The sequence below is a fragment of the Pseudomonas sp. Z1-14 genome (genome assembly GCF_051132005.1).
GTDB lineage: Bacteria > Pseudomonadota > Gammaproteobacteria > Pseudomonadales > Pseudomonadaceae > Aquipseudomonas.
Genome location: NZ_CP071646.1, coordinates 423,905 through 449,470, shown reverse-complemented (window position 1 = coordinate 449,470; position 25,566 = coordinate 423,905). Strand labels below are relative to the sequence as shown.

At 60.1% G+C, this 25,566-nt stretch carries 22 protein-coding genes and 1 pseudogene; 11 read left to right on the top strand and 12 right to left on the bottom strand.

Annotated features, from left to right (window positions below):
* Nucleotides 1–116 precede the first annotated feature (116 nt).
* The 4 genes from J3P89_RS02110 to J3P89_RS02095 all read left to right on the top strand — a co-directional run bounded on the left by J3P89_RS02110 (nucleotide 117) and on the right by J3P89_RS02095 (nucleotide 4,910).
* Entirely contained in the window at nucleotides 117–2,555 is a 2,439-nt protein-coding gene (locus J3P89_RS02110; protein ID WP_434696601.1) for a TonB-dependent siderophore receptor, read from the top strand.
* Between the two features lie 224 nt (nucleotides 2,556–2,779).
* Nucleotides 2,780–3,910 carry a PepSY-associated TM helix domain-containing protein gene (locus J3P89_RS02105; protein ID WP_434696600.1) on the top strand — a complete coding sequence of 377 codons (1,131 nt, stop codon included), beginning with the start codon at nucleotides 2,780–2,782 and terminating at the stop codon, nucleotides 3,908–3,910.
* Nucleotides 3,907–4,086 (top strand): hypothetical protein, encoded by a 180-nt coding sequence (locus J3P89_RS02100; protein WP_434696599.1) that lies wholly within the window; start codon nucleotides 3,907–3,909, stop codon nucleotides 4,084–4,086. The genes J3P89_RS02105 and J3P89_RS02100 overlap by 4 nt, the downstream gene beginning before the upstream one ends.
* Before the next feature lie 194 nt (nucleotides 4,087–4,280).
* Nucleotides 4,281–4,910, top strand: a complete 630-nt coding sequence (locus J3P89_RS02095) for a glutathione S-transferase (protein ID WP_434696598.1) — start codon at nucleotides 4,281–4,283, stop codon at nucleotides 4,908–4,910.
* Between the two features lie 197 nt (nucleotides 4,911–5,107).
* On the opposite strand, the gene creD is transcribed toward J3P89_RS02095, so the two are convergent.
* The 4 genes from creD to J3P89_RS02075 form a co-directional block, all read right to left on the bottom strand.
* Nucleotides 5,108–6,481, bottom strand: coding sequence for a cell envelope integrity protein CreD (creD, locus tag J3P89_RS02090; protein WP_434696597.1), 1,374 nt, complete (start codon nucleotides 6,479–6,481; stop codon nucleotides 5,108–5,110).
* A gap of 213 nt (nucleotides 6,482–6,694) precedes the next feature.
* Nucleotides 6,695–8,113, bottom strand: coding sequence for a two-component system sensor histidine kinase CreC (gene creC, locus J3P89_RS02085; protein ID WP_434696596.1), 1,419 nt, complete (start codon nucleotides 8,111–8,113; stop codon nucleotides 6,695–6,697).
* Nucleotides 8,113–8,793, bottom strand: a complete 681-nt coding sequence (gene creB, locus J3P89_RS02080; RefSeq protein ID WP_434696594.1) for a two-component system response regulator CreB — start codon at nucleotides 8,791–8,793, stop codon at nucleotides 8,113–8,115. The genes creC and creB overlap by 1 nt, the downstream gene beginning before the upstream one ends.
* Before the next feature lie 69 nt (nucleotides 8,794–8,862).
* Nucleotides 8,863–9,369, bottom strand: a complete 507-nt coding sequence (locus J3P89_RS02075; RefSeq protein WP_305498325.1) for an ATP-dependent zinc protease family protein — start codon at nucleotides 9,367–9,369, stop codon at nucleotides 8,863–8,865.
* Nucleotides 9,370–9,566: 197 nt separating this feature from the next.
* On the opposite strand from J3P89_RS02075, the gene J3P89_RS02070 reads away from it, so the two are divergent.
* Entirely contained in the window at nucleotides 9,567–10,454 is an 888-nt protein-coding gene (locus J3P89_RS02070; protein ID WP_434696593.1) for an acyltransferase, read from the top strand.
* Here the strand turns inward: J3P89_RS02070 and J3P89_RS02065 are convergent, their stop codons facing one another.
* Nucleotides 10,455–11,024, bottom strand: a complete 570-nt coding sequence (locus tag J3P89_RS02065; RefSeq protein ID WP_434696592.1) for a DUF2780 domain-containing protein — start codon at nucleotides 11,022–11,024, stop codon at nucleotides 10,455–10,457.
* Nucleotides 11,025–11,183: 159 nt separating this feature from the next.
* Between J3P89_RS02065 and J3P89_RS02060 the strand changes: the two genes are divergently transcribed.
* The 4 genes from J3P89_RS02060 (at nucleotide 11,184) to J3P89_RS02045 (ending at nucleotide 14,915) form a co-directional block, all read left to right on the top strand.
* Complete coding sequence (locus J3P89_RS02060) at nucleotides 11,184–11,762, top strand: hypothetical protein (protein ID WP_434696591.1); 579 nt, start codon at nucleotides 11,184–11,186, stop codon at nucleotides 11,760–11,762.
* 198 nt (nucleotides 11,763–11,960) lie between these two features.
* On the top strand, nucleotides 11,961–12,668 hold the full coding sequence (locus tag J3P89_RS02055) for a lytic polysaccharide monooxygenase auxiliary activity family 9 protein (protein WP_434696589.1): 708 nt from the start codon (nucleotides 11,961–11,963) through the stop codon (nucleotides 12,666–12,668).
* A gap of 40 nt (nucleotides 12,669–12,708) precedes the next feature.
* Nucleotides 12,709–13,710 (top strand): RHS repeat-associated core domain-containing protein, encoded by a 1,002-nt coding sequence (locus J3P89_RS02050; protein WP_434696588.1) that lies wholly within the window; start codon nucleotides 12,709–12,711, stop codon nucleotides 13,708–13,710.
* Between the two features lie 128 nt (nucleotides 13,711–13,838).
* Nucleotides 13,839–14,915, top strand: a complete 1,077-nt coding sequence (locus J3P89_RS02045) for an RHS repeat-associated core domain-containing protein (RefSeq protein WP_434696587.1) — start codon at nucleotides 13,839–13,841, stop codon at nucleotides 14,913–14,915.
* Nucleotides 14,916–15,118: 203 nt separating this feature from the next.
* Here J3P89_RS02045 and J3P89_RS02040 read toward each other — a convergent pair.
* Nucleotides 15,119–15,254, bottom strand: a pseudogene (locus tag J3P89_RS02040) (formaldehyde dehydrogenase, glutathione-independent); the annotation flags it as partial.
* A gap of 124 nt (nucleotides 15,255–15,378) precedes the next feature.
* On the opposite strand from J3P89_RS02040, the gene J3P89_RS02035 reads away from it, so the two are divergent.
* Together J3P89_RS02035 and J3P89_RS02030 are read left to right on the top strand one after the other, a co-directional pair.
* Nucleotides 15,379–16,440 (top strand): RHS repeat-associated core domain-containing protein, encoded by a 1,062-nt coding sequence (locus J3P89_RS02035; RefSeq protein WP_434696586.1) that lies wholly within the window; start codon nucleotides 15,379–15,381, stop codon nucleotides 16,438–16,440.
* Between the two features lie 133 nt (nucleotides 16,441–16,573).
* Nucleotides 16,574–17,683, top strand: coding sequence for an RHS repeat-associated core domain-containing protein (locus J3P89_RS02030; RefSeq protein ID WP_434696585.1), 1,110 nt, complete (start codon nucleotides 16,574–16,576; stop codon nucleotides 17,681–17,683).
* A gap of 90 nt (nucleotides 17,684–17,773) precedes the next feature.
* Here the strand turns inward: J3P89_RS02030 and fdhA are convergent, their stop codons facing one another.
* The 6 genes from fdhA to J3P89_RS02000 all read right to left on the bottom strand — a co-directional run bounded on the left by fdhA (nucleotide 17,774) and on the right by J3P89_RS02000 (nucleotide 25,557).
* Complete coding sequence (gene fdhA / locus J3P89_RS02025; RefSeq protein ID WP_003177608.1) at nucleotides 17,774–18,973, bottom strand: formaldehyde dehydrogenase, glutathione-independent; 1,200 nt, start codon at nucleotides 18,971–18,973, stop codon at nucleotides 17,774–17,776.
* Between the two features lie 147 nt (nucleotides 18,974–19,120).
* Nucleotides 19,121–19,978 carry a formyltetrahydrofolate deformylase gene (gene purU, locus J3P89_RS02020; RefSeq protein WP_434571318.1) on the bottom strand — a complete coding sequence of 286 codons (858 nt, stop codon included), beginning with the start codon at nucleotides 19,976–19,978 and terminating at the stop codon, nucleotides 19,121–19,123.
* A 174-nt stretch (nucleotides 19,979–20,152) separates the two neighbouring features.
* Nucleotides 20,153–20,785, bottom strand: a complete 633-nt coding sequence (locus tag J3P89_RS02015; RefSeq protein WP_434655118.1) for a sarcosine oxidase subunit gamma — start codon at nucleotides 20,783–20,785, stop codon at nucleotides 20,153–20,155.
* A 163-nt stretch (nucleotides 20,786–20,948) separates the two neighbouring features.
* Nucleotides 20,949–23,966: a sarcosine oxidase subunit alpha gene (locus J3P89_RS02010; protein WP_434696584.1), complete on the bottom strand. Its 3,018-nt coding sequence runs from the start codon at nucleotides 23,964–23,966 to the stop codon at nucleotides 20,949–20,951.
* Complete coding sequence (locus J3P89_RS02005; protein WP_434561923.1) at nucleotides 23,963–24,292, bottom strand: sarcosine oxidase subunit delta; 330 nt, start codon at nucleotides 24,290–24,292, stop codon at nucleotides 23,963–23,965. The genes J3P89_RS02010 and J3P89_RS02005 overlap by 4 nt, the downstream gene beginning before the upstream one ends.
* Before the next feature lie 14 nt (nucleotides 24,293–24,306).
* Nucleotides 24,307–25,557, bottom strand: a complete 1,251-nt coding sequence (locus J3P89_RS02000) for a sarcosine oxidase subunit beta (protein WP_305498311.1) — start codon at nucleotides 25,555–25,557, stop codon at nucleotides 24,307–24,309.
* Between the last annotated feature and the right edge of the window lie 9 nt (nucleotides 25,558–25,566).

Genomic DNA, 25,566 nt, shown 5'->3' with positions numbered 1-25,566 from the left:
TCACCACCCAACCGCTCGCAATCTGAATCTAAATTATTTTCATCCACCCCTATCACTTTTCGGTTTTCATCCGGCACACAGGCAATTGAGAAATATTTCCATTCAGGAGCCGCCGTATGTCCCGCCCGCTAGACACCCTGTTGCGCCCCAGCCTGTTGGCCGTTGCCATCGCCTTCGCCACCCCGCTGGCCAGCGGTCCGTTGCTGGCCGCCGAGCAGGCGTCCAGCGTGCGCGCCTACAACCTCCCCGCCGCGCCATTGGCCAGCACCCTGAACCAGATCGCCAGCCAGGCCGGCCTGGCCCTGAGCCTTAACCCGGCGCTGGCTTCGGGTAAAACCTCGGCACCGGTCCAAGGCCAGTTCGACGCCACCGGTGCGCTGCGTGAAGCCTTGCGCGGCACCGGCCTGCAACTGGAACAAAGCAGCGCCGGCACCTACAGCCTGGTGGCCGTGCCAGAGGGCGTCATGGTGCTGCCGGAAACCAGCGTGATCGGCGCCGGCGTCAGCGAAACCGCCTGGGGCCCGACCGAAGGCTATGCGGTCACCCGCACCGCCGCCGGCACCAAGACCGACACGCCGATCGTCGAACTGCCGCGCTCGGTCTCGGTGGTCACGCGCCAGCAGATGGACGACCGCTCCGTGCTCAACCTCAACGATGCCCTGCGCTACACCGCCGGCGTGCAGAGCAGCGGCTACGGTTCGGACTCGCGCAATGACTGGCTGCTGGTGCGCGGCTTCGTGCCGACCCAGTTCCTCGATGGCCTGCCGCTGCCCAAGGGCAACTACATCACCCCGAAGATCGAGCCGTGGAACCTTGAGCGCATCGCCGTGCTTCGAGGCCCGGCGTCGTCGGTCTACGGCCAGACGCCACCCGGCGGCATGCTCGACATGGTCAGTCGTCGCCCGCAAGCCGAGAGCAGCAATGAAGTGGAGTTGCAGGCCGGCAGCCACGAGCACAAGCAGATCAACTTCGACAGCACCGGCAAGGTCGACGACGAAGGCCAGTTCCTCTACCGGCTCAGCGGTACCGTGCGCGACAGTAACTCCCAGATCGATCACATCCCGGACAAGCGCTACAACATCGCCCCGAGCCTGACCTGGAACATCAACGACGACACCCGCCTGACATTCCTGTCGCAATACACCCGCGATGACACCGGCATCACCGGGCAATTCCTGCCCCTGCAAGGCACCAAGCTGTCGTCGCCGGCGGGCAAGATCTCCCATCACAAGAACCTCGGTGACCCGGATTGGGAATTCTACGACCGCACCTACTACGCGCTCGGTTATGCCTTTGAACACCGCCTGAACGACACCTGGCAGTTCCGCCAGAACCTGCGCTACACCAAGAGCGATCTGGAAACCCAGGGCATCTCCGCCGGCGGTCAGTTCTCGCCGGATGGCCCGGACCAATCGGTGGACGCCGACGGCAACGTCAAGCGCAGCGCCAGCGTGATCGACGAAGACATCAGCCAGTTCGCCGTGGACAACAACTTCCAGGCTGACTTCCAGACGGGTGATCTGAGCCACACCTTGTTGCTGGGCCTGGATCACCAGCGCTCGAACAGCAATTCGCGTTGGGATTGGGGTTCGACTGGCGTGCCGACCAGCAATATCAACAACCCGACCTACGGACAGGATTTTTCCAACGTCCAGTACTTCACGATGTATGACTACAACCAGAAGACCAACCAGACCGGCCTGTACTTCCAGGACCAGATTGCCCTGGACAAGTGGCGCCTGACCCTTGGTGGTCGTGAAGACTGGATCCACACCGGCACCGTGTTCCACAACCAGAACAATGTCACCAACACCCAGCGCGACAAGAAATTCAGCGGCAACGCGGCGTTGAGCTACGTCTTCGATAACGGTGTGACGCCCTACGTTTCCTTCGCCCAGTCGTTCCAGGCGGCGGCGGGCTCAACCGTCAACAGCACCGAAGCGTTCAAGCCGACGGAAGGCGAACAGTACGAGGCGGGTATCAAGTACCAGCCACCCGGCACCAAGACCTTGTTGACGGCTGCGGTGTTCGACCTGACCCAGAAAAACAACTCCGTCACTGAAAACAACGTCACCCGCCAGGTCGGTGAAGTCCAGGTGCGCGGTCTTGAGCTGGAAGCCTCCGGCAACGTCACCGACAACCTGAAGCTGGTCGGTTCCTACACCTATAACGACAGCGAAATCACCAAGGGCACCGCCGCCGAAGAAGGCAAGCGCATGGCCCAGGTACCGCGTAACCAGGCCACCGCCTGGGCCGACTACACCTGGCACAACGGCCCGCTGGACGGGTTCGGCGTGGGTGCCGGCGTGCGTTATGTCGGCGACACCTACGGCAACACCACCAACACCGATTGGGGGCATGTCGGCTCCTATACGGTGTATGACGCCTCAGCCCATTACGACCTGGGCCGTTTGAACAAGACCCTCAAGGGCGTCACCGTGGCGGTGGACGCGAAAAACATCTTCAACAAGGAATACCTGTCCACCTGTGACGGCTTCTATTGCTACTACGGAGACCAACGCAACGTCGTCGCCAGCGTGAATTACAAATGGTAAACGGTTAGCATTTGCAAAACCTTTTAGGCCGCGCTGTCGGGCAATGCTGTTCGTATCAGGAAAACCGTGGCGAGGGAGCTTGCTCCCGCTGGACTGCGCAGCGGTCCTAAGCTTTTGGGGCTGCTACGCAACCCAGCGGGAGCAAGCTCCCTCGCCACGATGGATACTCAATCCAAAATGAACAGAGTTGTTGCTGTAGGTGCCCTTTTGCATTCGGATCGATCATGAAAAGCAAAACCATTCGCCGCTGGTCCTTTGTCCACACCTGGAGCAGCCTGATCTGTACGGTGTTCCTGCTGATGCTGGCAATCACCGGGCTGCCGCTGATTTTCCATCATGAAATCGAGCATCTGTTGGGCGATGCCCCGGAACTGCGGGAAATGCCGGCCGGCACGCCGCCGTTGGATCTTCAACAACTGGTGGAAAAAGCCAAGGCTCATCGTCCGGGTGAAGTGGTCCAGTATTTCGGCTGGGACGAAGACGACCCCAACGGCGTGATTACCATCATGGCGCCGACGCCGGGCACCGAACCCAATTCATCCCATACCTTCATGCTCGACGCGCGCACCGGCGAAGCCCTGGAGATGCCTTCGGCCAACGGCGGTTTCATGATGATCATGCTGCGCCTGCATGTGGACATGTTCGCCGGGCTGCCGGGCAAGTTGCTGCTGGCGTTCATGGGGTTTCTGTTCGTGATTGCCATTGTCTCCGGCGTGGTGCTGTACTTGCCGTTCATGCGGCGCTTGAACTTCGGCACGGTGCGCCAGGACAAATCCACCCGCCTGCGCTGGCTCGACCTGCACAACCTGATCGGCGTCGTCACCCTGGTCTGGGCGCTGACCGTGGGCGTGACCGGCGTGATTGCCGCCTGCGCCGACCTGATCATCGCCGCGTGGCGCAACGACAGCCTCAGCGCGATGGTCGAGCCGTACCGCAACGCCCCGCCATTGACGCAACTGGCGCCGGCGACCCGCCTGCTCGACATTGCCAAGGAAGTCGCGCCGGGCATGGAGCCCAGCTTCATCGCCTTCCCCGGCACGCTGTTTTCCAGCGAGCATCACTACAGCGTGTTCATGAAGGGCGACACCCACCTGACCTCGCACCTGCTCACTCCGGTATTGATCGACGCCAGCACCCAGGACGTCACCGCCGTGGCCGAGCGGCCGTGGTACATGGACGTGATGAGCCTGTCCCTGCCGCTGCATTTCGGCGACTACGGTGGCCGGCCAATGCAGATTTTCTGGGCAACCCTGGATGTGCTGACGATCATCGTCCTGGGCAGTGGCGTTTATCTGTGGGTGGTGCGACGTAAAGCCGCCAAGCGCGCGACTGTCGGCGCGGAGGTAACCTCGTGAGGCCTCGGCAGTCGAATTTCTGGAAGGTGTTTGGCATTCCCGTGATGATCGGCGCATTGAGCGCGGCGGGGCTGTTCAGCGCATTGCTCGGTGACGGCGCCTGGGATGCGCTGAGCTGGGTTGGATTGGGAATCCCGACCCTGCTTGGGACCTGGGGCTTGATCAAACGCGGATAACCCAGCCAGGCGCAGCCCCTGTGGGAGCGAGCTTGCTCGCGATAGCGGAAGTTCAGTTGCATTGATGTTGACTGACACGCCGCCATCGCGAGCAAGCTCGCTCCCACAGTGGAATACACCTATCGATTCGTTACTCGCCAGCAGACCCGCAACTGTCTAGGCTAACCCAGCCCGCCCAATCGAGGATGTTCTGCATGTCCACCCCCAGCATGACCCTGTTCCACAACCCCGCTTCGCCCTTCGTCCGCAAGGTCCTGGTGCTGCTCCACGAAACCGGCCAGCAGGATCGCGTCGCCTTGCAGCTCAGCCAACTCACGCCGGTCAAGCCGGACCTGGCGCTGATCGGCGACAACCCGTTGAGCAAGATCCCGGCCCTGCGCCTGGCCAACGGGACGGTGATCCACGACAGCCGCGTCATCCTTGACTACCTCGACCACCAACACGTCGGCAACCCGCTGATCCCGCGCGAGGGCGCCGCGCGCTGGCGGCGCCTGACCCTGGCCTCCATGGCCGACGGGATCATGGACGCGGCGGTGATGATCCGCTACGAGACAGCCCTGCGTCCTGTGGAAAAACACTGGGACGAATGGCTCGATGCGCAGCGGGACAAGATTCGTCGCGCCCTCGCCACGCTCGAATCCGAGGCGATTGCCGAACTGGCCAGCCATTTCGACGTCGCGTCCATCAGCGTGGCCTGCGCCCTGGGTTACCTGGACCTGCGCCATGCCGACCTGGAATGGCGCGAGAACAATCCGCAGCTGGCGGCGTGGTTTTCCGAGGTCAGTTTGCGGCCTTCGCTGGTCGAGACGGTGCCCCGGGTCTAAAACTGCCTTGGCTCACCGGCCTCTTCGTCGGAACGCCGCCCGGAGCAGGCTCGCTCCCACATTTGAGTGTGTTGCCCTCTTGTGGGAGCGAGCCTGCTCGCGAAGGCCGCGCACCGGATCCAAAGGAAACAACCCGACAATTCGCATCACCAGCATTTCCCCCACTCGCTGATCCTCCCGCAACCCCAACGACCGGCTCATTTCACCTCTCCCAGATCAAAACTCATCGCAGCCGCCGGCTTCGCGCCCACCCCGTACCAATCCAGCTTGCGGGTCAGCACCATGAACACACCCAGCAGGCCGAACAGCAGCAACGAACCCATCAACAGCGCGTAGTCTTCGGCGCTCAACAGGCCGTAAAGCAGTCCGTACAACCCCGCCAACCCCGCTGAAAATCCCAGGCCGTGGCTCACGCTGCGCAGCACATGGCAGACGTAGAAGCCAATCAGCACCACGCAGGCACTGGCCGATACCAGGTACGCCAGGGTGAAGCCGATGTGCTCCGACAGCGACAACAGCAGCAGGTAGAAGAACGCCAGCGCCACGCCGACCAATGCATACTGGACCGGGTGCACCGCGAGGCTCTTGAGCACTTCGAAGAGGAAGAACCCGGCGAAGGTCAGCGCGATGAACAGCAGCGCATATTTGATCGCCCGGTCGCTCTTCAGGTACTGGTCCACCGGATCGACGAAACTTACACCGAACGCACGACTGCGGAACGCTTCGCAACCATCGCTGGGATCGCAGGCTTGCAGCGTTTCCAAAAGGTTGGTGGAGAAAAACGAGGTCTGCCAGTCGGCATTGAAGCCCTGTTCATTGATCTCACGATTGACCGGCAGGTAATTGCCGATGAAGCTCGGGTGCGGCCAATCGGCGGACAGGTGCACCTTGGTGGACTTGCCCACCGGCAGGATCTGCAGCTCGCCGGTGCCTTGCAGGCGCAGGTCGAAACCGAAGGTCAGTTCGGGGCTGCCCTGGGCGGTGATCATCGGCAACGGCACGTGTACGCCCTGCCCCAGCCAGCCAAGCCGCGAACCGGGAAGGAAGTCGACCGTCTGCTGGTTCAGCGTCAGGGTCAACGCGTTCTCGATGCCGCGAATGTCGCTGATTCCGACGCTCAGGTACGGCTCGTCAAAGCGGTAATCGGCGAAATCCTTCGAGGCGACGCCATAACGTTCCGGCACTTTGAAGCGGCCATCGATCCGGTTGTCGGCATGAAACAAGCGCGCTTCGTAGATGCCCCGGGCACGTGTTTCGGTGCGGATCTGGCCGTCGAGCTCAAATTGCTCCGGGAGAAAATACAACTCGCCCGTTTGCTCGACGGTTTCGAGGAAACGCACGCCGGTCTTCTCGTTGGTATTCCAGACCTTCACGTCCTTGCGAAACGGCACCACGATCATCGGGCCGATCAATTGCTGGCTGTGGCTGGAACTGCGGGCGATGTCCTGCAACACCCCATCGCGCAGCTCCTGGCGCTCATCAATGAGGCCGTTGATCATCAACAGCGGAATCATCAGCAAGAGAATCAAGAGGGCAATCATGCCCAGTTTTATAGCGAGGCTGCGGTTCATGTGGGGCTCTCCCTGTTCGAATGGGGAAGAGTCTGGCGCGGCTGTGTGGGCGGTTTATGAGGGGAATGTGGAGATTGTGTGGAGAACCGGTTCCTGTGGGAGCGAGCTTGCTCGCGATAGCGGTAGAACAGCACCAACTGTGCTGAGTGACACACAGCCATCTCGAGCAAGCTCGCACACAAGTAACTGCTTTTTCAGATGGATTTTGTGGTGTCAGGGCAACCGCAGCACCACTTCCACCCCACCCTCGACATTGCCAATGCCGAATTCACCACCATGCAACTGCACCACTTCCTCGACGAAGTTGAGCCCCAGGCCTGTGCTTTTGCGCCCGGTGCCCGGGCGCGGCAGGGAATAAAACCGCTCGCTCAGGCGCGGTAGTGCGTAGTCGGGAATCGGCTCGGCCTGGTTGAAAAGACGGATCTCGACGCGGCTGCCCAGGCGCTCGGCGTTGATGCGCAACAGGCCTTCGACAGGGGTGAAGTCCAAGGCATTTTCCAGCAAGTTGCCCAACGCCTGGCGCAACAGGAAGGCCTCCCCGGTCAGCGTCAGATCAGCGGCGATGTATCGCTCCACGCGCAATTGACGACTTTCGATCCAGCCGCCGCGAGCTTCCAGCAATTCATCGACCAACGCCGCCAACGGCACCGCGACAATATCCTCCAACCCCTGGCGCTGCTCGACCTGGGCCAGGTTGAGCAGGCGCTCGATCAATTGCTGCATGCGCACGCTTTCGCTGTCGATGTTGCTGACAAAGCGCTGGTGCTGGGCGGCGGGCATGTCGCTCTGCAGGAGCTCGGCGGCGCCGCGAATCGCGGCCAGCGGGCTCTTCAGTTCATGAGTCAAGGTGTGCACATAACGCTCGACGTAGGCCTTGCCTTCGAGCTGGGTGCGCATGTGTTCGACGGCGCCCGCCAGTTGCTCGAATTCGCCGCCGCGATAATGCGGCACTTCCACCCGCCGGCCCTGGCTGACCGCCTGGGCATAACGAGTCAACCGACGCAAAGCCGCGCTGAGCCACCAGGACAGCAAGGCGCCCAGCAACAGGCCCAGGCCGATCAACCCGGCACCGTACGCCAGCAGGCGCCGCTCCGTGCGGTCGATATAAGGTTGCAACGAGCTGTTGGGCTTGGCCACCGTGACCACGCCGATGATCCTTCCGTTGTCGCGGATCGGTGCCCCGACATGCATCACCGACGACGCCGGATCGTCCGGATCGTTGCGGGTCGAACGAGCGCCGTAATGGCCGCGCAGGGTCAGGTAGACGTCATTCCACCGCGAATAATCCTGGCCCACCGCCACGCCACTGGAATCGAGCACGACGATGCCATTGGCATCCGTGACGTAGATGCGATGGTTGACCTGGTTTTTTGGCAATCCCCAGATCGTCGCCGCCGGCTGGCGTTCGCCATAGGACCTGAGCAATTGCGGCCAGCGGTTCTGGCTGAGCGTCCCGGCCTTGAAATCGTCCCGCAGGATCTCGGCCATCAGGTTGGCCGTGTCTACCAGGGTTTCCTCGGTGGACTGGCGCACACCGGGACGGATCTCCTCCATCACCGTGTTGAGCACGAAATACCCGGCCAGGCCGATGAACAGCACGTAGGCCAGGAAAATACGGATACCCAGCGACATCAGCTGTGGCCCGGGCTGTAGCTGTAGCCAAGGCCCCGGTGGGTCTGGATCGGTTCGGCCTCGGCCCTGACCAGGCGCAACTTGGCGCGCAGGCTCTTGATGTGGCTGTCGATGCTGCGCTCGTAGCCGGCATCGCTGGCCACGCCCAGGGCGTCGAGCAATTGCTCGCGACTGAAGACCCGCTCAGGCTGCTCCAGCAGGCAGTTCAACAGGCGAAACTCATGACGAGTGAGGTTCAACGGCTTGCCGCGATAGCTGATCTGCACGCGCTCGCTGTCCACCTGGAACAACGCCGAAACCGCTTCCGCGAAAGGCCGCGGCGCCACGCGCTTGAGAATCGCGCGAACCCTGGCGGCAACCTCGCGAGGGCTGAAGGGCTTGACCACGTAATCATCAGCGCCAATCTCCAGGCCCACCACCCGGTCGATCTCGCCATCCCGAGCCGTAAGAAAAATTACCGGAACGTCGCTGAAACGTCTGAGATTCTTGCACGTCTCGAAACCGCTGATATCCGGCAGGCCGACGTCGAGAATAATCAGGTCCGCCGGAGTCTTTTGCTGATGCTCCAGGGCCGCGGCTCCCAGGCTCAACCAGGTGGTGTCAAAGCCCTCGCCCTGCAGCGCAAACACCAGCGTATCAGCGATGGCGGCTTCGTCTTCGACAATCAGAATATGAGGCATGGCGACCGGGCCCGACAGTAAAGTTGCCGGAACGGTGCCCCAAGCCTCGGGGCACGTCAATCGGGGAAATCAACAGTCCGGTTTATCCGCCGTAAACCGCCGCGCCGGGTTCACCGCCGCGTCGAACTCACGCAAGGCCTTGGCACCGATCAGCAGCGGGTAGTTGAAACTGCTGCGGTCGGTCAGGTTGACCTCGACAGTGCGCTTGACGTTACCCAGACACATTTCCAGTTCCACCACCGGACGCTTGCTGGGGGCGATCTTTTCGTCGTCGTCCTCGTCCTCTTCGGAACGGGTCTTGATCTTGCTGATTCGGGCGATCTTGTGTTCGTAGATCTTGTTGCTCGCGTCCTTGGTCGCCAGGCGGAAACGTACCCAGTCATCGCCGTCACGGGTGAACGTCTCGATGTCCTTGGCCGACAGCGAGGCGGTCAATGCGCCGGTGTCCATCTTGGCCTTGAGCACTTCGCCACCGATTTCCGGCAGCGCGATGTATTCGTAGCGCCCATAGAGGGTCGGTTCGGCGGCGAGCACGGGGAGGGCCACCAGGGAAAGCAGGGCTAAAACGGATTTCATGTAAGGGGCTTCCGTTGTGGGAGTGGGATTTTAGACAGTGGCCGATGAATTCGTTCGGTAAAGCGTACCGTAGCTCCCTCGCCACAAAAGCAGGTTCAGCCTATACAAGCCCAAGTGAAACTTTCGTCCAGGCCGATTTGGCCTGCCGCGCGAAGCTGCTTATCATGGCCCGCCCACCCCGTTTGCAAGAGTCATCTATGCGCCGCCTGCTCACCGGCTGTTTCGTCACCCTGCTGCTACTGCTCAATACCCTGGTGCTGTTCGGGCCGCTGATGGTATTCGCATTGCTCAAACTGGTCCTGCCCGGGCGCCTTCGCGATTACGCCTCGTGGGCGGTGATGTGGATTGCCGAGACCTGGGCCGAGATCGACAAGTTGATCTTTGCCTGGTGCATCCCCACCCGATGGGACATTCGCGGCGGTGGGGGCCTGCGTAGCGACACTTCATACTTGGTGATCAGCAATCACCAGTCATGGGTGGATATCCCGGCCCTGGTCCAGACCCTCAACCGACGCACGCCGTTCTTCAAGTTCTTCCTCAAGAAAGAGCTGATCTGGGTGCCGTTCCTGGGGCTGGCGTGGTGGGCATTGGATTACCCTTTCATGAAGCGCTACACCAAGGCGTTCCTGGCGAAGAATCCGGAGCTGGCCGGCAAGGATCTGGAAATCACCAAGGCCGCCTGCGAGCTGTTCAAGCGCCAACCGGTCACTGTGGTGAATTATCTCGAAGGTACGCGCTACACCGCCGCCAAGAGCCAACAGCAGCAGTCGCCGTTCAGCCATCTGCTCAAGCCCAAGGCCGGTGGCGTGGCGTTTGTGCTAGCGGCGATGGGCGAGCAGCTGGATGCGATCCTCGACGTGACGGTGGTTTATCCGCAGCAGCGCATCCCGGGGTTCTGGGACTTGATCAGCGGCGCGGTGCCCAGGGTCATCGTCGACATCCAGACCCGCGAGCTGGACCCGGCGCTGTGGCAGGGCGACTACGAAAACGACCCGGTTTTTCGCCAGCATGTGCAGGACTGGGTCAACCAGCTCTGGCATGAAAAGGACCAGCGCATTGCTCATCTGCGCAACGAGAGCGCCTGATCAGATACCGGCGCCAGCGCCCCAGATACCGCCCAGGTTCTGCAACAGCGAGCTGGCGACGCCCTGTTGGCCGAGGTACTGCAAGATGATCGGGGCAAACTGGCCGATCATGCCGCTGTCCATGCCCAGCGCGCTGAAGGCATTGTTCAGGTCACCGGTGTCCTTGACGTTACCGAGCAAGCCGTCGAGCAAGGCGTTTTGGTCCGACCCGCCGCCCAGCAAGCCACCCAGGCCGTTAAGGCCACCGATGGCACTGTTCCCGGCGATCTGATCGAGCCCCGGCACACTTTTGCTCAGCTCGGAGAACTGCGCCTCGCCGAGCTGGTTCCTGGCCAGCCCGAGCATCGCCCCGGCACCGCCCACGGCTTGCTCCGGCGTGATCTGGAGTTCCGAGCCCAAGGTATTGAGCAGCCCGGCGGCTTTCGGCGCGGCCGCGACCGCCCCCTCCTGCCGATCGCCCTGGATGGCCGAGATCACGCTTGTCGCATCAGCGAGGCTGAACTGTGCGAAGGCCGGGCCGGCTGCCAACGAGAGCAGGCAAGACAGTGCAAAACCGCGTGAAACCTTCATCGGGACATCCTCTGGAACATGAAAAAGCCGCCTGGAAAGGGGCGGCGCAAAGTCGAGCGTTGGACTGGGATAGCCGGGGTTTGTTCAACACCACGCTTGCCGCGTGCAGCAATACCTGCCATCGAATACAGTGCAGCCTTCTTTCAGCAGAGTAACGCCATGAACGTACAAATCGGTGGGGGCGCCCTCGCGGTCATTCTGACGGGCATGCTCATCGCCTTCGGCGTCAGCGAGTGCCAACGCGGCCCGTTGAACCCGGAACTTGCCGACGACGTCAGCGACGCGCAAAAGACCTGGCTGACCATCGAGCACCGCATCAAACGTTATGATCCAGCCCTGACGCAGGTCACGCGAGACCAGCAGGGCCTGACCGTTTTCTACCGCCCCGCCACGCCCATCGAGGCGGGTGACGATTGGGCGCCGGACATGCTGCGCATCGTTGGCCACGGCCTGGCGGCGCTGAATGGCGCGCCAGGAGGAAAGGTGTATACCCAAGTGACCGTGAAAGCGCGAATGCTTGGCGATGATGACGTCGAACTGATGTATGACATGCCGGGGTTCGATGCCATCAAGACCCAACAGGACGGCTACTTCGACTTTGCCAGCATGCCGCGCAGCCTGGCATTCAGTCCGGCCGCCCTGGCGCAGATCAAGGACGATTGCCGTGGCATGAACGCGCAGGCGTTCTATTCGCAATTCTGCCAGCGGGTCGGCGAGGCCATAACGAGCCAACCCTGAACGCAGTCGCACAGCGGGCTCTTGACCCGTTTTTTTGACGCAATACTGTCAACTCTGACAGTAGGCAGCTGTTCATCCCGGTCCTAAGCTCGGATTGTCGAAGGTAAAAACCTTGGCAGATACCGTTCCTTTGCGCTGAAAACAGCCCGGACGTCGTGTTCGAAATAAAGGAATTTTCTCTAGAAAAAGGAATTTACAATGAAATATTCCAGCCTAGCCCTGAGCTGCATTCTTCTGTCCGGCATCGGTTTGATCAGTTGCACTGATGTCAAAACCCCGTCCAAGAGCCCAGAGATAAAACACGGAACCTCGCAGATGCCGCCGTCTCGCCAGTACTATTGCTGGGATCAGCAGGACTTCAACAATGGCAGCGCAAACATCAAGAACGCTGCGTGCCGGGAAGCCTTTACAGCGGCAGGCGACGCCGACTGGGAACGCGCCCGTCTGTTCAACGACTGGAACGCCTACTCGCAAAACATCCCCGAAGGCACAAAGCCGGAAGATGTCGCTCCCGATGGGAAACTGTGTTCCGCCGGGCAGGATCGCTTCGACAGCATCAATATCAAAAGCGCTGCCTGGCACACCACCAACCTGGACGTGAAGGATGGCCGCGTGCAGCTCACTTACGTGGCAAGCCAGATGCATGACCCCAGCGAATTCAAGGTTTACCTGACCGACCCGGACAATCTCAACTGGGCCGCGCTGAAGCAGTCCCCTGACGTCAAGGTGAGGCTCGCTCCGGACACCAAGGGACCGGGTACTTATTACCTGGACGTTCAATTACCTGCAGGCTACGCCACGGACAGCCGGTCAGTGATCTTCATCATGTGGCAACGCCATGAAGACCCTGCCCGTGAAACATTCTTCAGTTGCAGCGATGTGGTGCTGGCAAATGGGAAAAGCTGACGACTGATCCTTATCGTTAATTTCACTAATGGTCGACTCCATGCCGAAGAACCAGCGAACCCTACTCTGCCACTATTATTACGATCCACTGGATCGCTTGGCCGACTTCGCAGGAGCGGACCAGACCAGCACCCGGCGCTTCTACCTGAAAGAGCGCCTGACCAGCGAAATCCTGGGCTCGGTCCAACGATCGATTTTCCAGCAGGACGACCAACTCCTGGCGCAACAACAGCGCCAGGACGGCGTCGTCGAAACCACCTTGCTCGCCACCGACCTTCAGCGCTCGATATTGCACGCGCTCGATGCCACGCAGCCTCATTCCCTCGCCTACACACCCTACGGACATCGCGCCCCGCAAAATGGCTTACTCAGCCTGCTTGGCTTCAACGGCGAACGAGCGGATCCGGTGACCGGGCATTATCTGTTGGGTAATGGCTATCGGGCGTTCAATCCGGTGTTGATGCGATTTAACAGCCCGGACAGACGCAGCCCATTCGATAAGGGTGGAATAAACGCTTATGCATATGCCTTGGGAAATCCTGTTAATCACACGGACCCGACAGGCGAGTTCGCCCTGGCGATATTGGCTCCGATACAACGCAGTTTAACCATTGCGCTGCACACCATAGTGCCTGCGGGCATGATCTTAGGGCCCAAAGTGAGTGGCGCTGCGCTGTGGGCCACCCGTGTCAGCCTGTCAGGCTCCGCAGGTACTGCAGCGGGGGCAGTCATGCAACTTGCCGGCAACCCGATTGGTCCCTATGTTTCGGCCGTGGGCACGGCAGCGTTAATCGGAGGAGCCGCTACCCGCGGCGTCCTCGCGCTACGCACCGCGCAAAAAGCCGGCCCGCTATGGAACAAGATAAAAGGTAACGTTAGACAAATTTTCGGATTTTCGAAGAAAGAAAAACTGCCCGTCAAAATACCGGAGGCAGGTACGCCGAATCTCTCCTCTTCCTCCCCTTCAATTGCTATTTCCGTACCTGACGATCTCAACCAAACAGCCGAGTCGATAAGGGTATCAAGCGATTCTCACATTTGATTGTGTATAGGTTGAAGGTCGGAAAACGTGAGCAGCCAAACTAACACTTCCGCTAGCTAGACAACCATTCGCATCTGCCTGAGCCTTATACCTGCGTCCGAGGTTTTCTTTTATTCAGAGCGAAGCCCATGCCTTCTATCGACGAAACGCTTCTTTGCCGCTATCACTACGATCCTCTCGATCGCCTGGCCGATTGCACGCCAGCGGCCCAGGCCAGCACCCAGCGCTTCTATTTGCAGAATCGCCTGTCCTCAGAAATTCAAGGCTCGGTGCAACGATCGGTTTTCCAGCACGACGACCAATTGCTTGCCCAGCAGCAATGCCAGAACGAGGTCCGCGAAACCTATCTGCTCGCCACCGATCAACGACGCTCGGTTTTAAAAGGGCTCGACGCTACGCAACCCCATTCCCTTGCCTACACGGCCTATGGTCACGGCTCAGAAAACGGCTTGCTCAGCCTGCTCGGCTTCAACGGTGAGCGGCCGGATCCGGTGACCGGACATTATCTATTAGGGAATGGTTATCGGGCGTTCAATCCGGTCTTGATGCGGTTTCACAGTCCGGACAACTTGAGTCCGTTTGGGAAGGGCGGATTGAATGCATACGCCTATTGCTTAGGTGACCCCGTGAATAAGACGGATCCTACCGGGCATTTCCCTAACTTGTGGAAAGCTTTATTAAATGTTTTGAACCTTCGAATATCAAGTACCCGCTTGGCCGCTGCATCCTCTCAAGCCACTGTATTCTATCAAGACACTGCAACCTCTCGAGCCACTGTATTCTATCCAGCCACTGCAACCTCTCGAGCCACTGTATTCTATCAAGCCACTGCAACCTCTCGAGCCACTGCTGGGTACGCAGCGAACGCTGTTACGCCCCGCAACATCGCAACTGCAACCCCTCCACCAAGCTATTCTGCCGGAAATCTCAATCGTCTGAGACCTCCGAGTCAACGCGGGGAACCTCCCGCTTATCGCTCGTTACCACCTGGTTACAATGATCATGGATTGGACCCCCTCATACTAGCCACAGAAAAAGAATACCAAAACGGCGGACCTCCAACTTATCCTGAAGCTGAAGGGCGTCCATGGCTATTTATGTCACCGAGTACACGCAGAGCTTTTTTACGCTACGCTAGATCCTCTACAAGCAGTAGCATCAGCTTATCTGCCGAACAAGTCGACCGAATCAGACGTCTCTCATAGCTCGGCTGCAAATGGCGGGAAACTTATGAAATTGCGGCGACCATGGAGAATATTTCACTGGAACTGATTACAGTTTTGTTCGTCGTGTTTAGTGTCAGGTCCGTCAAACTGAATCGATTCGGTTCTGAAATACCGCAAATGGGGTGCACTGAATAAAAAGGGCAACATCGCTGTCGCCCCTTCTTTCCGTCTTGCTTCCAACCTCACGCTGCACTGAACAACTTATGCGGATCAATCACAAACTTCTTCGGCACACCCGCATCGAACTCGCCATAGCCCTTCGGCGCGTCATCCAGGCTGATTAACCTGCACGCCGACGATTTCAGCACTGTTGATGCGGCCCCCATGAGCAGGGCCCAGCTAGTGGCTATCATACCTAACACTTCTGCTAGCTAGACAACCCTGTGCATCTGCCTGAGCCTGATCCCCCCGTTCGAGGTTTCTTTTATTCAGAGCGAAGCCCATGCCTTCTACAGACGAAACGCTACTCTGCCGCTATCACTATGATCCCCTTGATCGTCTGGCTGATTTGGCGCCTACAGCTCAGACCAGCACCCAGCGCTTCTATTTGAAGAGTCGCCTGACCTCAGAGATTGTGGGATCGGTGCAACGCTCGATTTTCCAGCACGACGACCAACTGCTGGCCCAACAGCAACGGAAAGATGAGACCAGCGAGACCACATTGCTCGCCACCGATCAGCAGCGTTCTGTCTTGCAGATGCTCGACGCAGCGCAACCCCATCCCCTCGCGTACACGCCCTACGGTCACCGCCCCCAGGGAAATGGCTTGCTCGGCCTGCTCGGTTTTAACGGCGAGCAGGCAGATCCGGTCACCGGGCACTATCTGCTGGGTAATGGCTATCGGGGGTTCAATCCAGTGCTTATGCGGTTCAACAGTCCGGACAGCTTGAGCCCGTTCGGGGAGGGGGGGCTGAATGCATATACGTATTGCGTTGGGGATCCAATAAATCGGGTGGATCCGACGGGACATGTTGGAAATCTATTCAAAGGGATTTTAAATTTACTGAAGCTAAGGACTCCTTCTGCCAGACGGTTAAGCCCCGTCAGCAGCCTACCATCTGTCAGCCCTGATATGCCTACGCAAGTTTCCCGACCTCCCTTTTTGCAGCGTTACTTAGAGGGAAATCACGACTGGCATAAAAATTTCAATATTCCTTTGTCTACAGAATCAGTACCGTACGACATTTCATTTAATTCTCCTGGCAGGGTCGCTCGATACATAGAAAAATATCCAGGAAAAACTCCAATTCAAAAGCAGGCTCCAAATTTAGCCGACATGGCCAGAAAGAAAATCCCAAAAACCGCGCTCGATGATTTACAAAAAGACACCAAAGTGCAACTGGGATTAGCTGATAGCCCAGCAAAAATCTACAGTGACTTTATTAAAGATTTCAAGAAAAGCGGTAACCCACATGAGTTTCTGACTTTATATAGAAATGAAAATCCCAACTTCTATGAACTACCTGCCAAATTAAGAGAAAACATCAGGAAGAAAGACGGTTGATGCGATGCGGCCCCCATGAGCAGGGCCCAGCTAGTGGCTATCATACCTAACACTTCTGCTAGCTAGACAACCCTGTGCATCTGCCTGAGCCTGATCCCCCCGTTCGAGGTTTCTTTTATTCAGAGCGAAGCCCATGCCTTCTACAGACGAAACGCTACTCTGCCGCTATCACTATGATCCCCTTGATCGTCTGGCTGATTTGGCGCCTACAGCTCAGACCAGCACCCAGCGCTTCTATTTGAAGAGTCGCCTGACCTCAGAGATTGTGGGATCGGTGCAACGCTCGATTTTCCAGCACGACGACCAACTGCTGGCCCAACAGCAACGGAAAGATGAGACCAGCGAGACCACATTGCTCGCCACCGATCAGCAGCGTTCTGTCTTGCAGATGCTCGACGCAGCGCAACCCCATCCCCTCGCGTACACGCCCTACGGTCACCGCCCCCAGGGAAATGGCTTGCTCGGCCTGCTCGGTTTTAACGGCGAGCAGGCAGATCCGGTCACCGGGCACTATCTGCTGGGTAATGGCTATCGGGGGTTCAATCCAGTGCTTATGCGGTTCAACAGTCCGGACAGCTTGAGCCCGTTCGGGGAGGGGGGGCTGAATGCATATACGTATTGCGTTGGAGATCCGGTGAACTGGGTGGATTCAACGGGGCATGCGGGGATCTGGGGGATGTTGAAACTTATCGGGAGGAAACTTGGTCTCAGACAGTCATCGCGTGTAGCGCGTGCCAATCAGATAAACGAAGCTGCAACAAATTCGTCAATTTCAAGCTCTCTTATGAACCCCCCTGGTGCGCGACCCACTTCCGTGAGGATCAACCCTATTTACAATAGTTCCGGATCGTCCAGCACGTCGGATAGTATTTCCTCCAGCTACGCAAGCGCGCAATCATATTCCAAAATCAGACCTGCCCCCGCCCCGCCGATGCCTTTACGCCCTCCTCCGGCAAGCTCGAGCTCCTCATCTCGTTTCTCAACGCAGAGTCCTCAAAGGTTACCAACTGGAAGGTCGCCAGGAGATGTTCAGAAATGGGTTGATAACAGCTCTATCGGCGCTGACCCAGAGTTGGAAGCATTTACTAAAATTCCGGACTCCAGTGCCGAATTGAATCTAGATCGGCTAGTTACACGTATGCGTAACGGATCTGAAATAGCAAAGAGAGCCAACAAGGACTATCACCAAGTGTCAGTCATAGATGAAAATGGCACGCGGTATACTGGCTGGAGAAAAAACTAACCATGACTGAAAAACTTGCCCAAACGGAATACCAAGCCAAGTCATAAATCAAAAGGGCGACATCAAGTCGCCCTTTTTCTTCAAGCCAACTTACGCCGCACTGAACAACTTATGCGGATCAATCACAAACTTCTTCGGCACACCCGCATCAAATTCGCCATAACCTTTCGGCGCGTCGTCCAGGCTGATGACCTGCACGCCAACGATTTCAGCAATGTTGATGCGGTCCCACATGATCGCCTGCATCAGCTGGCGGTTGTACTTCATCACCGGGGTCTGGCCGGTGTGGAAGCTGTGGGATTTGGCCCAGCCCAGACCGAAGCGGATGCTCAGGCTGCCCATTTTTGCGGCGGCATCAACTGCGCCCGGGTCTTCGGTGACATAGAGGCCGGGAATGCCGATCTTGCCGGCCACGCGGACCACGCCCATCAATGAGTTGAGTACGGTGGCCGGGGCTTCGTGCTTGACGCCGTCATGGCCGTGGCCGCGGGCTTCGAAGCCCACGCAATCGACGGCGCAGTCCACTTCCGGTTCGCCCAGCAGCGCGGCGATTTGCTCGTGCAGTGGGGTGTCTGTGGACAGGTCGACAATTTCAAAGCCCTGGGCCTTGGCGTGAGCCAGGCGGATGGAGTTGACGTCGCCGATGATCACTACCGCAGCACCCAGCAGGCGGGCGGAAGCGGCAGCCGCGAGGCCAACCGGGCCGGCGCCGGCGATGTAGACGGTGCTGCCAGGGCCGACGCCAGCGGTGACTGCGCCGTGGTAGCCGGTCGGCAGGATGTCGGACAGGCAGGTCAGGTCGCGGATTTTCTCCATGGCCTTGTCGCGGTCCGGCAGTTTCAGCAGGTTGAAGTCAGCGTACGGCACCAGCACGTATTCGGCCTGGCCGCCGGTCCAGTCGCCCATGTCGACGTAACCGTAGGCACCGCCGGCACGGGCCGGGTTGACGGTCAGGCAGACACCGGTGTGTTGCTCCTTGCAGGAACGGCAGCGCCCGCACGCAACGTTGAATGGCACCGAGACCAGATCACCGATTTTCAGGTTTTCGACGTCGCTGCCCTTTTCGATCACTTCACCGGTGATCTCGTGACCCAGGACAAGGCCGGTCTGGGCAGTGGTACGGCCGCGCACCATGTGTTGGTCGGAACCGCAGATGTTGGTGGAGACTACGCGCAGGATGACGCCGTGCTCGATCTTCCTGCCGCGCGGGTCCTGCATTTTGGGATAGTCGATTTTCTGTACTTCGACCTTGCCGTTGCCGAGATACACGACACCACGATTACCAGACATGCTTTCACCTCGCTGTTGTTTTTGTGGAACTGCGTTGCCCAGGCAGGCAGCGCGTTGATTGCTCGGGTTGATGCCTGAGCTTCAAGCGGCAAGCACAAGCCGCAAGAAGCACGCATACCGCCTTTTCTTGCGGCTTGAAGCTTGTGGCTAAAGCACCACGGTACGATTGGCGTTCAGAAATACTCGTCGCTCGATGTGGTACCCCACCGCGCGGGCCAAGGTGAGCCCTTCGATATCGCGTCCCTTGGCGATCAGGTCTTCGGGATAGTGGCTGTGATCCACCACTTCCACGCCCTGGGCGATGATCGGGCCTTCGTCCAGGTCGTTGTTGATGTAATGCGCCGTGGCGCCTACCAGTTTCACGCCTTTGTTGTAGGCCTGGTGATACGGCTTGGCGCCCTTGAAGCCCGGCAGCAATGAGTGATGGATGTTGATGGCCTTGCCGTCGAGCTTGCGGCACAGTTCCGGCGACAGCACTTGCATGTAACGGGCAAGAATCACCAGCTCGGCGCCGGTCTCTTCGATCACCTGCCACACCTGCCGCTCCTGGGCCGGCTTGTCGTTCGGGTCCAGGGGGAAATGGTAGTAGGGAATCTGGTGCCAGTCGGCGAGCGGCTTGAGGTCGGGGTGATTGGAGACCACGGCCACCACGTCCATCGACAACTGGCCGATGCGTTGGCGGTAGAGCAAGTCGTTGAGGCAGTGATCGGCCTTGGAGACCATGATCACCACTTTCGGCCGGTAGTTGGGCGGCGTCAGTTCAAAGACCATGCCGAAGGCTTGCGCCCGCTCGGCCAGGCCCGCGCGGAAGCTCTGCTCGTCGAAACCGTCAGGCTGGCGAAACTCCACGCGAATGAAGAAGCGCGCCGAGAGCCGGTCGTCGAAGGAGTGGTGCTCGGTGACGTAGCAGCCCTGCTCGAACAGAAAGCGGGTCACCGCATCCACCGTGCCGAGCACGCTGGGGCAGTCGGCGGTCAAGATCCATGTGTCTGGGGCGCGGCTCATTGCGGTGACTCCTGTTCCAAATTAACGAAGCGACACAGAACTCCGTGGCGAGGGAGCTTGCTCCCGCTGGGCTGCGAAGCAGGCCCAGGATCTTGCGGTCGCTGCGCACTGGAGCGCCAGCCCGGCCGAGCGGGAGCAAGCTCCCTCGCCACGACAGCATTCCAAGGCCAAGAATCAGGCCTGCACGCTCAACCCATACTCAGCCGCCGCATCCTGCAACCACAGCCACCAGTAATCGGAAAAGCTGCGGCGGATCACCAGTTCCCAGGTGTCTTCAGCCGTGTGGCGGATCACCAGTTGCGACTTGGCGAACACCGTGCCCACGGCCTTGCCCACCGGGAAGTTGCTTGGGTGTACATCGTAGCTGGTGGATTTCATCAGCACGTCGCGCACGTTAGGGCCGGACAGTTCGAGTATCTGCTGGCCGCCGCTGACGTTGACGATCTGGATGTGCAGGTCGCCCAGGGCTTCGCGCAGTTTCTGCTCGGCGACGAATTCTTCGCCAGAAGGCACCACCAGCAGCCATTCATCCGGCCCCAGCCATTGCAGGCTGGTTTCGCCCTTGACGATGACAGCCAGCGCACCCGGCAACTCCAGGCCCAGGGCCTTGTGCACGCCCGCGGCGAACGCCGGATCGTGGCCATCGCCACGAATGGTCAGGTGGCCGAGGAGTTTTTTCTCGCGCACGGTCACACCGGCGTTCTTGCGGCCCTTGCCCGCCAGGCTGGCGAGGTCGGCATGGTGCAGCGACGACTCGGCCTTGGCCCCGGTGGTGGGGCGTTGTTGGTACACGTTGACTGCGGTCATATGGAGCACCTGTCTTGAATTCTTGATTCGGCCCTTGTGGAGCTGTTCTGCCGCCTTCGCGAGCAGGCTCGCTCCCACAAGGGTTATGCGGTCTCCTGTGGGAGCGAGCCTGCTCGCGATGCAGACGACGCAGAACAACTGCTCCCACCAGGACCTCAAGTCATTAAACGTTCTGCCGATCCCCCTTCGGATCGAAGAACACCGAAGAAACGATCTCTGCCTCGATCACCCGGCCATCCGCCAGCGGGGCGAAGACTCGCTCGCCGAGGCGCTTCAAGCCGCCCTTGACCACGCCCATCGCAAACGAATAACCCAGGGAGTTATGCGCATAGCTGGAGGTCACGTGGCCGACCATCGACATCGGGATCGCCTGCTTGGGGTTGAAGACCAGCTGCGCGCCTTCCGGCAGCCAGACATTCGGGTCGATCGGCTTGAGACCCACCAGTTGCTTGCGCTCTTCACGCACGCAGTCTTCGCGGTTCATCCCACGCCAGCCGATCCACGAGAACGGCTTGGTCCGGCCGACGCACCAGCCCATGTTCAGGTCGTCCGGGGTCATCGAGCCGTCGGTGTCCTGGCCGACGATGATGAAGCCCTTCTCGGCCCGCAACACGTGCATGGTCTCGGTGCCGTACGGGGTCAGGTTGTACTTCTTGCCGGCCTCGACGATCTGTTCGAGCACGCCCATGGCGTAGTCGGCCTGCACGTTGATTTCGTACGACAGCTCACCGGTGAACGAGATGCGGAACACCCTCGCCGGCACGCCGCCTACCAGGCCTTCCTTCCAGGTCATAAACGGGAAGCCGTCCTTGTCCAGGTCGATGTCGGTGACTTCGCTCAGCAGCTTGCGGCTATTGGGCCCCGACAGGGTCATGGTCGCCCAGTGATCGGTAACCGAGGTGAAATACACCTTCAGATCCGGCCATTCGGTCTGCTGGTAGATCTCCAGCCATTGCAGTACACGGGCCGCACCGCCAGTGGTGGTGGTCATCAGGAAGTGGTTGTCGGCCAGACAGGCAGTCACGCCGTCGTCGAAGACCATGCCGTCTTCCTTGCACATCAGGCCGTAGCGGGCCTTGCCCACGTCGAGCTTGGTCCAGGCATTGGTGTAGATGCGGTTGAGGAACTCACGGGCATCCGGGCCCTGGATGTCGATCTTGCCCAGGGTCGAGGCGTCAAGCAGACCGACGCTGTCGCGCACGGCCTTGCACTCGCGCTTGACCGCGGCATGCAGGCCTTCGCCGTTCTTCGGGAAGTACCAAGGCCGTTTCCACTGGCCGACGTCTTCGAACTCGGCGCCATTTTTCACATGCCAGGCATGCAGCGCGGTGAAGCGCACCGGTTCGAAGATATGCCCGCAGTGCCGACCGGCCACCGCGCCGAAAGTCACCGGCGTGTAGTTCGGACGGAACATGGTGGTGCCCATCTGCGGGATGCTCACGTTCAGCGAACGGGCCGCGATGGCCAGGCCGTTGACGTTGCCCAGCTTGCCCTGGTCGGTGCCGAAGCCCAGTGCGGTGTAGCGCTTGACGTGTTCCACCGACTCGAAGCCTTCGCGGGTGGCGAGTTCGATGGCGGCGGCGGTGACGTCGTTCTGCAGGTCGACGAATTGCTTCGGCGCACGTGCGGTGGTTTTTTCATGCGGCACCTGGAACAACGCCAGGGTCGGTTCTTCATGACGGCTCAGCGCCTTGGGCAACACGCCCTCCACAGCCTTGAAGCCGGCTTCGCTGGCCGCGCGCACGCCGCCTTCAAAACCGTCGGCCAGGGAATCGCCGAGACCGTAGACGCCATTCACACCGCCGACGCACACGCGTTTCTGAGGCGCTTCGCCCGGCACGAAACCGAGGATGTCTTCACGCCAGATCGGCTTGCCGCCCAGGTGCGAAGCCAGGTGGACCACCGGGCTGTAGCCGCCGGAACTGGCCACCAGGTCGCAGTCCAGCCATTCGCCGGGGCTGGTGACCTTGTGGGCGCGGACGTCGATCGCGGCGACACGTGCGCCGGTGACGCGCTTGCTGCCACGGGCTTCAATCACGGCGCTACCGGTGAGGATGCGGATGCCTTTGGCGCGGGCTTCTTCCACCAGCGCGCCACGCGGATTGCTGCGGGCATCGGCGACCGCCACCACTTGCAGGCCGGCGTCGAACCAGTCCAGGGCGACGCGATAGGCGTGGTCGTTGTTAGTGCTCAACAGCAGTTTCTTGCCCGGTGCCACGCCGTAGCGGCGAATGTAGGTAGAAACCGCACCCGCCAGCATGTTGCCCGGCACGTCGTTGTTGCCGTAGACCAGCGGGCGTTCGCAAGCACCAGTCGCCAGCACCACGCGCTTGGCGCGTACCCGGTTGATGCGCTGGCGCACCTGGCCGATCGGTGCGCGGTCACCGAGGTGATCGGTGAGGCGCTCGTGGATGGTCAGGAAGTTGTGGTCGTGGTAACCGTTCACCGTGGCGCGAGGCAGCAGCACCACCTCGGGCATCGAGCGCAGTTCAGCCACCGCCGCCGCGGCCCACTCGGTCGCCGGCTTGCCGTCCAGGCTCTCGCGGGAATCGAGCAGGCTGCCGCCGAACTCTTCCTGCTCATCGGCCAGGATCACTCGCGCACCGCTGCGGGCCGCGGCCAATGCTGCGGCCAGGCCAGCAGGGCCAGCGCCGACGATCAGCACGTCGCAGTGACGGTTCATGTAGTCGTAGGTGTCCGGATCGTTCTCGGTCGGCGAGCGACCCAACCCTGCGGCCTTGCGGATGTACTTCTCGTAAGTCATCCAGAACGATTGCGGGTACATGAAGGTTTTGTAGTAGAAGCCCGGCGGCATCAGCTTGCCGCCGACCTTGCCGAGAATCCCCATCATGTCGTTGTTGACGTTCGGCCAGCCGTTGGTGCTGGTGGCGACCAGGCCCTGATACAGCGCCTGTTGCGTGGCGCGCACGTTCGGGATCTGCGTGGCTTCGGTGGCGCCGATCTGCAGCACCGCGTTCGGCTCTTCCGCACCGGCGGCAAAGATGCCGCGCGGACGAGAATACTTGAAGCTGCGACCAATGATGTCGACGCCGTTGGCCAGCAGCGCAGCGGCCAGGGAATCGCCCTCGAAGCCTTTGTAGCTCTGGCCGTTGAAGGTGAATGTCAGCACTTTGTTGCGGTCGATCCGTCCGCCGTTGGACAGGCGATTGATCTGGCTCATACCTTCTCTCCCAGAGCCTGCGCGGCCGCTTTCGGACTGTCAGCCTTGTCGGTGAATTGCGGCTTTTGACCGATCTTGTAGGTTTCGAGGATCTCGTAGGTCACGGTGTCACGGGTCGCGTTGAAGTACTGGCGGCAACCGGCGGCGTGGATCCACAACTCGTGGTGCAGGCCGCGAGGGTTGTCGCGAAAGAACATGTAGTCGCCCCACTCCTCGTCGGTGCAGGCGTTCGGATCCAGCGGACGCGGGATGTGCGCCTGGCCGGATGCGTGGAATTCCTCTTCGGAGCGCAGTTCGCCGCAGTGAGGACAGAAGATGTGCAACATGGGGATTTCTCCTGTTAGTGGGCAACCGCAGCAGCGCCGTGTTCATCGATCAACGCACCGTTGTGGAAACGGTCGATGGAGAAAGGGGCGGCCAATGGGTGCATTTCGCCCTTGGCCAGACTCGCGGCAAACACGTTGCCCGAGCCAGGTGTCGCTTTAAAGCCGCCGGTGCCCCAACCGCAGTTGAAGAACATGTTCGGCACTGGCGTCTTGGAGATGATCGGGCAGGCGTCCGGCGTGGTGTCGACGATGCCGCCCCACTGGCGGTTCATGCGCACCCGCGAGAGCACCGGGAACATCTCGACGATGGCCTGGATGGTGTGCTCGATCACCGGGTACGAGCCACGCTGGCCGTAGCCGTTGTAGCCGTCGATACCGGCGCCGATCACCAGGTCGCCCTTGTCGGACTGGCTGATGTAGCCGTGCACGGCGTTGGACATGATCACGCTGTCGATAATCGGCTTGATCGGCTCGGACACCAGCGCTTGCAGCGGATGGGATTCGACCGGCAGGCGGAAACCGGCAAGCTTGGCCATGTGCCCGGAATTACCTGCGGTCACCACGCCGACGCGCTTGGCGCCGATGAAGCCCTTGTTGGTCTCCACGCCGATGCACACGCCGTTTTCCTTGCGGAAACCGATCACTTCGGTCTGCTGGATCAGGTCCACGCCCAAGGCGTCCGCCGCCCGGGCAAAGCCCCAGGCCACGGCATCGTGACGGGCCACGCCGCCGCGACGCTGGACGGTGGCGCCCATCACCGGATAACGGGTGTTCTTCGAGCAGTCCAGGTACGGAATCTCGTCAGCCACTTGCTTGGCATCGAGCAGTTCGCCGTCCACGCCGTTGAGGCGGTTGGCGCTGACGCGGCGCTCGGAATCACGGATGTCCTGCAAGGTGTGGCACAGGTTGTAGACGCCACGCTGGGAGAACATCACGTTGTAGTTCAGGTCCTGGGACAGGCCTTCCCAGAGTTTCATCGCGTGTTCGTACAGGTGGGCCGATTCGTCCCACAGGTAGTTGGAGCGCACGATGGTGGTATTGCGCGCGGTGTTACCGCCGCCCAGCCAGCCCTTTTCGACCACGGCCACGTTGGTGATGCCGTGCTCCTTGGCCAGGTAGTAGGCGGTCGCCAGACCATGCCCGCCGCCGCCGACTATGACCACGTCGTAGACCTTTTTCGGGGTCGGCGTGCGCCACATCCGCTGCCAGTTTTCATGATGGCTGAGTGAGTGTTTGAAGAGGCCGAAGCCCGAATAGCGTTGCATAGTCATTAC